The sequence below is a fragment of the Pantoea sp. SGAir0215 genome (assembly GCF_043543215.1).
This window is the reverse complement of record NZ_CP028031.1, coordinates 1,979,648-1,991,358: the sequence shown is the minus strand read 5'-3', so window position 1 is coordinate 1,991,358 and position 11,711 is coordinate 1,979,648. Positions and strand designations below refer to the sequence as shown.

At 56.0% G+C, this 11,711-nt stretch carries 13 protein-coding genes and 1 pseudogene; 7 read left to right on the top strand and 7 right to left on the bottom strand.

What is annotated here, in order from left to right:
* Window positions 1-53: 53 nt before the first annotated feature.
* A pseudogene (ltaE, locus tag C1N64_RS09420) lies at window positions 54-1,052 on the top strand (low-specificity L-threonine aldolase); the annotation flags it as partial.
* Between the two features lie 90 nt (window positions 1,053-1,142).
* On the opposite strand, the gene C1N64_RS09415 reads toward ltaE, so the two are convergent.
* Together C1N64_RS09415 and C1N64_RS09410 are read right to left on the bottom strand one after the other, a co-directional pair.
* Window positions 1,143-1,943, bottom strand: coding sequence for an N-acetylmuramoyl-L-alanine amidase (locus C1N64_RS09415; RefSeq protein ID WP_172912617.1), 801 nt, complete (start codon window positions 1,941-1,943; stop codon window positions 1,143-1,145).
* A 20-nt stretch (window positions 1,944-1,963) separates the two neighbouring features.
* Window positions 1,964-2,284 (bottom strand): heavy metal-binding domain-containing protein, encoded by a 321-nt coding sequence (locus C1N64_RS09410; protein ID WP_082999207.1) that lies wholly within the window; start codon window positions 2,282-2,284, stop codon window positions 1,964-1,966.
* A 105-nt stretch (window positions 2,285-2,389) separates the two neighbouring features.
* On the opposite strand from C1N64_RS09410, the gene C1N64_RS09405 reads away from it, so the two are divergent.
* The 6 genes from C1N64_RS09405 (at window position 2,390) to C1N64_RS09380 (ending at window position 6,866) form a co-directional block, all read left to right on the top strand.
* Window positions 2,390-2,929: a lipoprotein gene (locus tag C1N64_RS09405; protein WP_058701036.1), complete on the top strand. Its 540-nt coding sequence runs from the start codon at window positions 2,390-2,392 to the stop codon at window positions 2,927-2,929.
* Between the two features lie 222 nt (window positions 2,930-3,151).
* Window positions 3,152-3,880 carry an arginine ABC transporter ATP-binding protein ArtP gene (gene artP / locus C1N64_RS09400; protein ID WP_110267732.1) on the top strand — a complete coding sequence of 243 codons (729 nt, stop codon included), beginning with the start codon at window positions 3,152-3,154 and terminating at the stop codon, window positions 3,878-3,880.
* A gap of 15 nt (window positions 3,881-3,895) precedes the next feature.
* Window positions 3,896-4,627 carry an arginine ABC transporter substrate-binding protein gene (gene artJ, locus C1N64_RS09395; RefSeq protein ID WP_039341362.1) on the top strand — a complete coding sequence of 244 codons (732 nt, stop codon included), beginning with the start codon at window positions 3,896-3,898 and terminating at the stop codon, window positions 4,625-4,627.
* Between the two features lie 6 nt (window positions 4,628-4,633).
* On the top strand, window positions 4,634-5,350 hold the full coding sequence (gene artQ, locus C1N64_RS09390) for an arginine ABC transporter permease ArtQ (protein WP_033737656.1): 717 nt from the start codon (window positions 4,634-4,636) through the stop codon (window positions 5,348-5,350).
* The gene (artM, locus tag C1N64_RS09385; protein ID WP_058707612.1) at window positions 5,350-6,018 is read left to right on the top strand and encodes an arginine ABC transporter permease ArtM; all 669 of its coding nucleotides are present in this window, start codon (window positions 5,350-5,352) and stop codon (window positions 6,016-6,018) included. Before artQ ends, artM begins: the two co-directional genes overlap by 1 nt.
* A gap of 116 nt (window positions 6,019-6,134) precedes the next feature.
* Entirely contained in the window at window positions 6,135-6,866 is a 732-nt protein-coding gene (locus C1N64_RS09380) for an arginine ABC transporter substrate-binding protein (RefSeq protein WP_033737657.1), read from the top strand.
* A 60-nt stretch (window positions 6,867-6,926) separates the two neighbouring features.
* Here C1N64_RS09380 and rlmC read toward each other — a convergent pair whose 3' ends face one another.
* The 5 genes from rlmC to potG all read right to left on the bottom strand — a co-directional run bounded on the left by rlmC (window position 6,927) and on the right by potG (window position 11,609).
* Window positions 6,927-8,072 (bottom strand): 23S rRNA (uracil(747)-C(5))-methyltransferase RlmC, encoded by a 1,146-nt coding sequence (gene rlmC / locus C1N64_RS09375; protein WP_172912307.1) that lies wholly within the window; start codon window positions 8,070-8,072, stop codon window positions 6,927-6,929.
* 48 nt (window positions 8,073-8,120) lie between these two features.
* Complete coding sequence (locus C1N64_RS09370; RefSeq protein WP_033737659.1) at window positions 8,121-8,588, bottom strand: YbjO family protein; 468 nt, start codon at window positions 8,586-8,588, stop codon at window positions 8,121-8,123.
* A 73-nt stretch (window positions 8,589-8,661) separates the two neighbouring features.
* Window positions 8,662-9,507 (bottom strand): putrescine ABC transporter permease PotI, encoded by an 846-nt coding sequence (potI, locus tag C1N64_RS09365; RefSeq protein ID WP_054687951.1) that lies wholly within the window; start codon window positions 9,505-9,507, stop codon window positions 8,662-8,664.
* The gene (gene potH / locus C1N64_RS09360) at window positions 9,504-10,466 is read right to left on the bottom strand and encodes a putrescine ABC transporter permease PotH (RefSeq protein ID WP_039341374.1); all 963 of its coding nucleotides are present in this window, start codon (window positions 10,464-10,466) and stop codon (window positions 9,504-9,506) included. Before potH ends, potI begins: the two co-directional genes overlap by 4 nt.
* 9 nt (window positions 10,467-10,475) lie before the next feature.
* Entirely contained in the window at window positions 10,476-11,609 is a 1,134-nt protein-coding gene (gene potG, locus C1N64_RS09355) for a putrescine ABC transporter ATP-binding subunit PotG (protein WP_033737661.1), read from the bottom strand.
* Between the last annotated feature and the right edge of the window lie 102 nt (window positions 11,610-11,711).

Sequence of the window (11,711 nt, the reverse complement as noted above, 5' to 3'; positions counted from 1 at the left end):
CTCTTGCGGGCGGGTTCTCTGCCCGCCTGTTTTCCGCAGACCAGGAGCGCCCGATGATCGATTTACGCAGTGATACCGTCACCCGTCCCGGCAGCGCGATGTTACAGGCGATGATGGCCGCTGAAACCGGTGATGACGTCTATCGCGATGATCCCACCGTCAATGCACTGGAAGCCGAAGCCGCACGTCTGAGTGGTAAAGCGGCAGCGCTGTTTTTCCCTACCGGCACGCAGGCGAACCTGGTGGCCCTGCTCAGCCACTGCGAACGCGGCGAAGAGTATATTGTGGGCCAGCAGGCGCACAATTATAAATATGAAGCCGGCGGCGCGGCGGTGATGGGCAGTATCCAGCCCCAACCCATTCTCGCAGCAGCAGACGGCAGTTTGCCGCTGGATGTCGTGGCAGACGTTATTAAACCCGACGACATCCATTTTGCCCGCACCCGGCTGCTGAGCCTGGAAAATACCCATCATGGGAAAGTGTTACCCGCTGCCTACCTGGAGCAGGCCTGGCATTTTACCCGAGCACATAAACTGGCGCTGCATATCGACGGTGCTCGCATTTTCAATGCGGTCGTCGCACAGCAAACCACGCTGGAAAACATTGCCCGCTATTGCGATACCTTGACCATTTGTCTGTCGAAGGGCCTGGGCGCGCCGGTAGGCTCGCTACTTTGCGGCGAGGCAGCCTATATCGAACGTGCACGCCGCTGGCGCAAAATGGCCGGCGGAGGCATGCGCCAGGCCGGTATTCTGGCGGCGGCGGGCCTGTATGCGCTGCAACACAACGTTACGCGTTTGCAAACGGACCACGACAACGCCGCCTGGCTGGGACAGGAACTGCAAAAGATGGGGATTGACGTCGCTGAGCAGCAGACGAATATGCTGTTCGTGCGCATCCCGGTCGATCAGGTTACGGCGCTGGGCCAGTGGATGCATGCGCACAACGTCCTGATGAGTGTGGGCCCGGTAACACGGATTGTGACCCATCTGGATGCTGAGCGTCCCGCGCTTGAAACGGTGCTCGGCCACTGGCGGGCCTTCCTGGCACAGCACCGTCCTGATGCGGCATCGGATGCGGTGAACCTGCCCGCCTCGCCTTACGCAGGCCGCTGACCTCGCCACAGCGCCGTGATCGAGGGATTATTGCGCTGTGCCGTATTTCTCCAGCAGGGCCTGCGCTATCGCCAGGGTTTCGGCATCCGCGAAGCCCTGAATGTTTGCAGAACGAAAATGCATCTGAAAGGCGGCAATCAGTTTCTGTTGCTCGTCCGCGCTCATTCCTTCCGTTACCTGATAACCATAACGCTGCAAGCACTCCAGCAGGGTTACGGCTGGCACAGCGGCGTAACGATCGCGTCCGGCCAGATAAAACGCCACGCGTTGTGGATCGGGCCACGCGCCAATGCCTTCAGCGGCCAGTTGCTGCCAGGGAAACAGCGGGCCGGGATCCTGCTTACGCTGCGGCGCGATATCGCTGTGGCCCACAATATTTTCCGGTGCGATGCCATAGCGCTGCGTTATATCGCGTACCAGCGCCGCCAGGGTGCGAATCTGCGCAGGGGGAAACGGTTGCCACGTCACTCCGGCCGGCGTCCGGCGATAGCCGTTGTTCACCAGTTCGATGCCCACCGAGGTGTCGTTAATACGGGTTGCGCCGCGCCAGAAGCTGGCGCCGGCATGCCAGGCCAGATCCTGCTCCGGTACCAGTTGCCAGATAATGCCTTTACCGTTGCGCTGCGGTGGCTGGCGGGGAATAAGATAATGCACGCTGACGTCACGGTCAGTCAGCGTAGCCAGCGAGGAGGAGAAGTCCTCGGCAGTATAGTGAATCACCACCACCTTCACGCGCGGACGCGCGCCCTGTGCGGGATGGCGCAAATCAACCCAGTAGCCCGATCGTGATTCAATGCCTGAGTGGCAGCCCGCCAGCAGCAGCGCCATCAGACAGCACAGGAGGCGTTTCAACGAATAACAACCGCCGTGCCGCTGACGCTAACCATCAGCATGCTGCTGTCTTTCCCTACGGTTTCATAGTCAATATCAATGCCCACCACCGCGTTCGCTCCTAGCGATCTGGCCTGGTCTTCCAGCTCTTTGAACGCGATCTCGCGCGCTTTACGCAACTCTTTCTCATAAGCGCCCGAGCGGCCGCCCACAATATCGCGAATCCCGGCGAAAAAATCGCGGAATATATTGGCCCCCAGAATCGCTTCACCGGTGACTACGCCGCAGTATTCCGTGATGCTGTGTCCTTCCAGCGTCGGGGTTGTTGACAATTTCATCGTACTCTCCTGTTACCGAAACGGGTCAAAGGCTCTTTCACCTAAAAGCAGGGCTATACTCTATGTTAAAAAAGCACCTTGCCAGAGAACAATAAGGAAATCGAGATGAGAAACAAAGGTTTTGCGCTTTTGCTCCCGGCTGCGCTGCTGCTGAGTGCCTGTACGACGGTCGAGCCGGTAATTAAGGATAATGGCCCGCGCATGGCCCCCTGCGTGGAAGGTGGCCCGGACACCGTCGCCCAGCGTTTTTACGACATGCGTATTGAGCATCCTTCATCCGGCCTGCCTGATACCGCGACGCTGGCACAGTATCGCCCTTACCTGAGCGATGGGCTTTATCAGGCGCTGCTGCAAGCCAGCCAACGTCCGGATGCGGCGACGTGGCGCAACGGCGATCTCTTCTCCAGCCTGGCTCAGGGGCCAACCGGGGTTGACGTTGCCGATGCTTCCACGATTCCTAACCGGGATGCCCGTAACATTCCCCTGCGCGTGAAAATGAGCCGCGGTGACAAACAGTGGCAGGACGAAGTGCTGATGATTCATCAGGGCAGTTGCTGGGTCGTCGATGATGTCCGCTATGTGGCAGATGTCCCGCATCCTGGCGGAGGATCGCTTAGCCAGCTGCTTGAAAAAACAAAGAAATAAACGCTTTTTGACATCAGCAGATAAAAACGCCGGCTGCCAGGCCGTGCGTTTTTATCCCGTGCCACCTCCGGTTCCCCGTCTTCTCACAGCCTTGTCTCGCGATATCTTGTGCTAATCTTTTGTGTGTTTACCGCTTATTCGTAAATTTTAAGCCACCTTAATTGCATAACTATTTTGGTGACGTTAAAATCCGCAAAACTAATAGCTATTCAAAATTGGCGCATGAGTATTCAACTAAACGCGATTAATTGTTTCTACGGTGCTCACCAGGCGCTGTTTGACATTAACCTGGAATGTCCGCAGGGCGAAACGCTGGTGCTGCTTGGCCCAAGCGGCGCAGGAAAAAGTTCGCTGTTGCGCGTGCTGAATCTGCTTGAGCGCCCACGCTCAGGCCAGTTGCACATTGCAGGTAATGATTTCGACTTCAGCAAAACCCCTTCAGAGGCCGCGATACGCGAGCTTCGTCAAAATGTCGGGATGGTCTTCCAGCAATATAATCTCTGGCCGCACCTGACGGTGCTGCAAAACCTGATGGAAGCCCCCTGCCGTGTACTGGGCCTGAGCAAGGCCGACGCACGGGCCAGAGCCGACAAGCTCCTCGATCGTCTGCGCCTGACCAGCTATAGCGACCGTTTCCCCCTGCACCTTTCTGGCGGGCAACAGCAACGCGTAGCCATTGCCCGTGCGCTGATGATGGAGCCGCAGGTGCTGTTATTTGATGAACCCACTGCCGCGCTCGACCCTGAAATCACCGCCCAGATCGTCAGTATTATCCGCGAACTGGCTCAGACGCAGATTACACAGGTTATCGTGACGCACGAAGTGGACGTGGCCCGTAAAACGGCCAGCCGTGTGGTTTATATGGAAAACGGGCATATCGTGGAACAGGGTGATGCCAGCCGCTTTACACAGCCGCAAACCGAGGCGTTTGCACATTATCTTTCGCACTAAGTCAGGATGCTAAAAATGAAAAAAGTCGTACTTGCTGCACTGCTTGCCGGATTGAGTTTAAGCGCCTCCGCCGCTGAAACTATTCGTATTGCCACCGAGGCCTCCTATCCTCCGTTTGAATTTGTCGATGCCAACAACAAAATTCAGGGCTTCGACGTCGATCTGGCGAATGCGCTGTGTAAAGAGATGGATGCAACCTGTACCTTTACCAACCAGTCTTTTGACAGCCTGATCCCAAGCCTGAAATTCCGCCGTTTCGATGCCGTTATGGCCGGTATGGACATTACGCCTGAGCGCGAAAAGCAGGTGCTGTTCAGCAAGCCTTACTACGATAACTCTGCGATTTTCGTGGCGCAGAAAGGCAAAGTGGCCAGTGTTGACGCGCTGAAAGGTAAACGTGTAGGCGTGCAAAACGGCACCACACATCAGAAATACCTGGCCGACAAACACAGTGACATCACCGTTGTCCCTTATGACAGCTATCAGAATGCCGTGCTTGACCTGAAAAATGGCCGTATTGATGCGGTCTTTGGCGACAGCGCCGTGGTAAACGAGTGGCTGAAACAAAACGCGAATCTGGCCCCGGTGGGTGAGAAAGTCACGGATAAAGCCTACTTTGGCACCGGCCTGGGCATCGCCGTTCGTCAGGGCAATACCGAGCTGCAAAGCAAGTTCAACACCGCGCTTGATAAAATCAAGGCCAATGGTACTTACAAAACCATCTACAACAAATGGTTTCAGCAGTAATCTCTGATGAATGAAATAATTCCGCTTGCAAGCGCCGCCGGCATGACCGTCGGCCTTGCTGTTTGTGCCCTCATCGCTGGCCTTGTGCTGGCGATGATTTTTGCTGGCTGGGAGTCAATGCGGCTGCGTCCGCTCGCCTGGGCAGGCACCGCACTGGTCACCCTGATTCGCGGCCTGCCAGAGATTCTGGTGGTGCTGTTTATCTACTTTGGTGCCTCGCAACTGCTTTTAACGCTGTCTGACGGTTTTACGCTACATTTCGGTCTGTTCAGCGTACCGGTTAAGATGCAGATCGAAAATTTTGATGTCAGCCCGTTCCTGTGCGGCGTGATTGCACTGGCTATGCTTTACGCCGCCTATGCGTCACAAACGCTGCGCGGTGCGTTAAAAGCCGTGCCGGTCGGTCAATGGGAATCGGGCCAGGCGCTGGGCATGAGGAGGTCGGCGATCTTTTTCCGCCTCATCATGCCGCAGATGTGGCGTCATGCGCTGCCCGGTCTGGGTAACCAGTGGCTGGTCTTGCTGAAGGACACTGCGCTGGTGTCGCTTATCAGCGTTAACGACCTGATGTTGCAAACCAAAAGCATCGCTACGCGTACGCAGGAACCCTTTACCTGGTTCCTGATTGCGGCGGCCATTTACCTGGTGATTACGCTGTTTAGCCAGGCAGTGCTGCGTCGTATTGAACACCGTACGACCCGTTTTGAACGGGGGAACAGCTGATGCTGCAATATTTACCCGAACTGTTGAAAGGGCTTCATACCAGCCTGACACTGACTGCGGCGTCGCTGGTGGTCGCGCTGTGTCTGTCGCTGATGTTTACCATCGCACTGACCCTGAAAACACCGCTGTTTTCGCCCCTGATTAAAGGATTTATCACCCTGTTTACCGGCACCCCGCTGCTGGTGCAGATTTTCCTGATCTACTACGGGCCCGGTCAGTTTCCCAGCCTGCAAAAACTGCCGTGGCTGTGGCATCTGCTGTCACAACCCTGGTTGTGTGCCATGCTGGCGTTGTCGCTGAACAGTGCTGCCTATACCACGCAGCTGTTTTACGGTGCGGTGCGGGCGATACCTGCCGGTCAGTGGCAGTCCTGCGAGGCGCTGGGCATGACGCCCAGACAAAGCCTGCGCATTTTGCTGCCTTATGCGTTTAAGCGTGCACTCTCCTCTTACTCCAATGAAGTCGTGTTGGTCTTTAAGGGCACCTCGCTGGCGTTTACGATTACGTTGATGGAAGTCATGGGACACGGTCAGTTACTGTATGGCCGGACCTACGATGTCACGGTTTATGCGGCTGCGGGACTGATTTACCTGTGCGTTAACGGCCTGCTTACCCTTCTGATGCGCCTGATCGAAAAACGCGCTCTGGCCTTTGAGCGTCGCGACTAATCTTCAGGCAGGGAAACCTGCCTGAGTAATTTCCAGTCACATTTATTGCATAAAAATTCATTATCTGGCATCTTACTCCGCTGTATGTTATGTGACTGATGGCCAGGGAGCCTGTAATGAAAAAATGGATGATTGCTGCAGTACTGGTAAGCCTGGCGGTAAGCGCGCAGGCCGCTGAGAAAATTCGTTTCGCCACCTCTGCTACCTATCCCCCTTTTGAATCGCTGAACAGCGACAACCAGATTGTCGGCTTTGATATTGATCTGGCAAAGGCCCTTTGCCAGCAGATGAAAGCGGAATGCTCGTTTACCAATACGGCATTTGACAGCCTGATCCCCTCGCTGAAGTTTCGCCGATATGATGCCGTGATTGCCGGCATGGACATCACGGCCGAGCGCAGCAAACAGGTCGATTTCACCCAGCCTTATTATGCCAACTCGGCGATTGTGATTGCCCCGAAAGGCAAATTCAGCGCGATAAGTGACCTGAACGGTAAACGTGTAGGCGTCGAAAACGGCACCACGCACCAGAAATACCTGCAGGACAAACATCCGGACATCAAGGTGGTGGCTTATGACAGCTATCAGAATGCCATTCTGGATATGAAAAGCGGCCGTCTTGACGGCGTGTTTGGCGACAGCGCGGTAGTCAATCAGTGGTTAAAAACCAACAGCGATCTGGCCAGTGTGGGTGAGCATGTAACGGACGCCGATTATTTTGGGACCGGCTTAGGCATTGCGGTACGCAAAGGTAACGACGGCCTGCGTGAGAAACTTAACCAGGCACTGGCGGCACTTAAAGCCAACGGCACCTGGCAGAAAATCAACCAGCAATGGTTTCCTGAATAAGGTTTATGGGCCAGCCGCGTACTCTGCTGACCGGTTCTGCACTGTCCTCAGTTCAGCAGCTTACCTGGCTGGCCCGCCCTGACGTTGATGCGTCAACAGCGTCAGCACCTCATAATGCGCGGTGTGCGGGAACATATCAAACAGCTGGACCTGCGTTACCCTGTAGTCAATGAGCCGGGCGATATCCTGCGCCATGGTCTGTGCATTACAACTTGAATAAAGTACATAATCCGGTGCCATCGCACGGAGATACTCACACAACTCACGGCCAATCCCCCGACGCGGTGGATTGACCAGCACCAGCTGCGGCACCGCTTCGCGTCCCAATGCAAACGCGGTGGAATCCAGCGCGGCAAAACTGACATTATCCAGGCCCAGCATAGCGGCAGAGCGTTCTGCACAGCGAATCGCTTCGGCGCTGATTTCAATCCCGGTAAGCTGCAGGGACGGCGACGCGCAATGCAGGCCAAATCCGCCCACCCCGCAGAACAGATCCCACATGCTGGTTACCGGGAGCGCACGGACCCAGTCGCGCGCCGTGGCATACAGCGCACTGGCGACCTGAGGATTGGTCTGGAAAAAACTCTGAGGGCGGATCCACAAGGGCACCCCATTGAACGTTTCTGCCAGCGACTGGGTCGGCGTTAACGGAATCTCCTCCTCCCCTTCCAGAATAGCCATATGAACCGGCTGGATATTGGCGGAGATCACCGTCAGTTGCGGCAGCTGTTGCTGAAGCCAGGGCAGCGCAGCTCGCAGTTGTGCCAGCTTCGTGGGCGAGCGCAGAACAAAACGCAGCATCATGCCGCCCTGCGTGCTTTCCGTCAGCAGCAGATACTTCAGCTCACCGCGCTGGCGTTCAATGTTGTACGGCGTTAACCCCGCGCGCGCGATAAACGGTTTTAAGGTTGCCAGCACTGGTGAAAAACGGTCAGGGTAAAGCGGACAGTCCGACAGATCGACGGCCTCGCCGTTGCGCTGCACGATGCCAAAAACAGGCCGCTCTACACTTCCACTGACCACCATCTTCGCTTTATTACGAAACCCTTCCTGGGCCGAGGCGACCGGCGGCAGCCAGGTTGCAACCGGAACATCAGCCAGCAGTTGGGCCAGCAGAGACTGTTTTTCATCAAGCTGCTGTGAATAGGGTTTTTCGAGCCACTGGCATGAGCGGCAGCGGTTAGCGTCATAGAGCGCGCATTGCATGGTAAAGCCTGTATTGCCTGTCGGGAGGGTGAGCGGAGCGCGATTGTATCACCGCTTACGAAAAAATGCGCGGCTACTGGCGGGCAGAAACAACAGCAGGAATACCGCCAGGTCGGGCAGTTTTTGCTGCAAAGTGTGGTGAATGATCTGCAGATTACTTTCGCCGTCAATACTGAAAATTTCCGGATAGATCCCGCCCGTGGAGGCCATCAGCATGTAGCACAACACCACAATCTGCACCACGACAAATCCCCAGCGCCCGCGATTGCTCCCGCGCATCAGGGTAAAGGCACAGCGCAGCTCAAATAAAAAAATGATCTGACTGGCAATGAAAATCAACGTGGAATCCCAGGACTGCGCACTGCGATGGAGAAAGTTGATGATTTCGGTATAGCCCAGCGCGTTCACCAGCATCAGCACGCTGAGGCAGCGCGTGGCAATAATGGCGATGCCGGCCACCGTAACGGGCACCGGCGCATCCGGTAAAACAGAACTGTGCTTCAGGGTTTCCGACATGTCCTCGACTCCGCCACGCGATAAAAAGGCTGGATAAACCAGCCTTTATCTATATTGGCAAACGTCAGGCATTTCAGCCACGTTTAGCTTTCTGAATATCGCTTAAACGCTGTTTTTCTTCATGCGCCATCACGCGCCAGGCGATAAAACCGACAATGCCCACGACAAACAGGATGAGTGACGCCAGGGCGTTAATCTCCGGATTGACCCCACGACGCACCGTGGCAAAAATCGCCATCGGCAACGTTGTCGCGCCCGGCCCGGTGACAAAGCTGGCAATCACCAGATCGTCCAGCGATAAGGTAAAGGCCAGCAGCCAGCCGGTGACGATAGCGGGTGCAATCATCGGCACCGTAATCACGAAAAACACCTTCAACGGCGTCGCGCCCAGATCCATCGCCGCCTCTTCAATGGAACGGTCCAGCTCACGCAGGCGCGAGTTAATCACCACCGCCACATAGGCTGTACAGAAGGTCACGTGCGCCAGCCAGATGGTCAGCGTGCCGCGTTCGGTTGGCCAGCCCAGCGCATTACCGAGCCCCACAAAGAGCAGTAACAGCGACAGACCGGTAATCACATCCGGCATCACCAGCGGTGCGGTCAGCATAAAGGCAAAGCCGTTATGCCCTCGAAAACGCCCAAAGCGCACGATAATTACCGCCGCCATGGTGCCCAGCACCACCGCCATGGTGGCGGAAAGCGCGGCGATGGTCAGGCTCAGCACCACCGCATCGATCATGGCATCGTCCTGGAACAACACCTGATACCAGTGGAAGGAGAAACCTTCCCACACCGTCACCAGCTGCGAGCTGTTGAAGGAGTAAACCACCAGCAGCAGCATCGGCGCGTAGAGAAATAAAAAGCAGCAGGCCAGGATGACTGTGCGCCAGGGAGAGCGGATCGTTGGCAGATTGTTCATCCCTTCTCTCCCATTTCGCGGTTTTGGTGTTTGTGGAACCATATAATCGGCAAAATCAAAATCAGTAAGATGATCACCGCCAGTGCCGACGCCACCGGCCAGTCACGGTTGTTAAAGAACTCCTGCCACAGAATGCGGCCAATCATAATACTGTCCGGGCCGCCCAGCAGCTCAGGGATCACGTACTCGCCGACCGCCGGAATAAACACCAGCATGGATCCGGCAATGATGCCGCCTTTGGTCAGCGGCACAATCACGCTAAAGAAGGTTTTCAGCGGACGCGCGCCCAGGTCCAGCGAAGCTTCCACCAGCGAGTAATCAATGCGCGTCAGCGCGGTATAGATCGGCAGCACCATAAACGGCAGATAGCAGTAGACGATGCCAATGTACACCGCCGTGTTGGTATACAGGATGATCAGCGGATGATCGATCACCCCCAGCCACAGCAGGAAACGATTAAGAATACCGTTATTGTTCAGCAGCCCCATCCACGCATAAACCCGCACCAGAAACGATGTCCATGAGGGCAGAATCACCAGCAGCAGCAGGATGGATCGCATTGAAGGCTTACTGTGCGCGACCGCCCACGCCAGCGGATAACCTATCAGCAGGCAAATCACCGTCGAGATAGCGGCCACTTTTAATGACTGCAGATAGGCGTCAATGTAGAGCGGATCGTCGCTGAGCGTGACGTAGTTGCCCAGATTGAGCACCAGGCTCAGCTGATCGTCAGCCCAGTTAACCAGTTCGGTATAGGGCGGAATGGCGCGCGCAATGTCGGCAAAACTGATCTTAAGTACGATCAGGAAAGGCAGCAGAAAGAACAGCGTCAGCCATATGTAAGGTAAGGCAATGACCAGCTTGCGCCCGTGCTGCATTTTGACGCGCGTTGCCCAACGCTGCAGCGGCGTGCCCAGCAGTTTGGCAGGGGCTTTAGTGCGTTGAAAAATCTGGCTCATCCCGCCTCCTTAAACCGTCAACACCACGCAGCTGTCGCTGTCCCAGCACAGGCGGACTTCATCGCCCCATGTCGGTAGCCCTTTGCGGTAGCGATGTTCATTTTGCAACTGGGCGCTCAGCATCTGACCGCTGTGCAGGCGCACGTGATAAATGGACAGATCGCCCAGGTAGGCAATATGGACCACTTCACCGACGGCAAAGTTACAGCCATCCGCCGGCACCGTTTCGCACAGCATCACTTTTTCCGGGCGCAGCGCAACATGTACCGGCACGTTATCAACCACCGACACGTCCGAATCGACTTTAAGCGGATGTTTCAGGCCCGGGCTGTCAATCACCAGGCCATCTGCCTGACGCTCACGCAGCAGACCTTCAAACACATTGACCGAACCGATAAATTCCGCGCTGTAGCGGCTGGTCGGATGCTCATAAATCTCCTCCGGCTCGCCGATCTGCACAAATTTGCCCCGGTTCATAATGGCGATGCGCCCCGCCATCGTCATGGCTTCTTCCTGATCATGCGTCACCATCACGCAGGTTGCCCCCACCCGTTCCAGGATATCCACCACTTCCAGTTGCATCCGATCGCGCAGCTTTTTATCGAGCGCGCCCATTGGCTCATCCAGCAGCAGCAGTTTTGGCCGTTTTGCCAGGCTGCGCGCCAGCGCCACGCGCTGACGCTGACCGCCCGAAAGTTGATGGGGTTTGCGCTTAGCAAACTCCTGCATATGTACCAGCGATAACATTTCTTCGACACGGCTGGTAATTTCGCCTTTAGCCAGCTTGTCCTGTTTCAGCCCGAACGCAATGTTCTGCTCCACCGTCATGTGGGGAAACAGCGCGTAACTCTGAAACATCATATTAATAGGACGCTGATAGGGCGCGACATGCGACAGATCGTGTCCATCCAGCACAATCTGCCCGCTGGTGGGCTGTTCAAAGCCTGCCAGCATGCGGAGTAAGGTCGATTTACCACAGCCGGATGCGCCGAGCAGGGCAAAAATTTCGCCTTTATAAATAGTCAAACTGACATCGTCCACGGCATGCTGGCCGTCAAAGGATTTTGTCAGATTACGAATTTCCAGTAACGGCGTTAACGCTTTTGCCGTTTTAGTCTGCGGGCGTGGGATGGCATCGTTCACTCATATCTCTCCGGAGCCAGGCGGAACAACGCGGCAAACAGTGCCGCTAAAAATGGCACAACAGAGGCCGGGACTGCGCCTCTGTTGCTGTAGCAGGACATG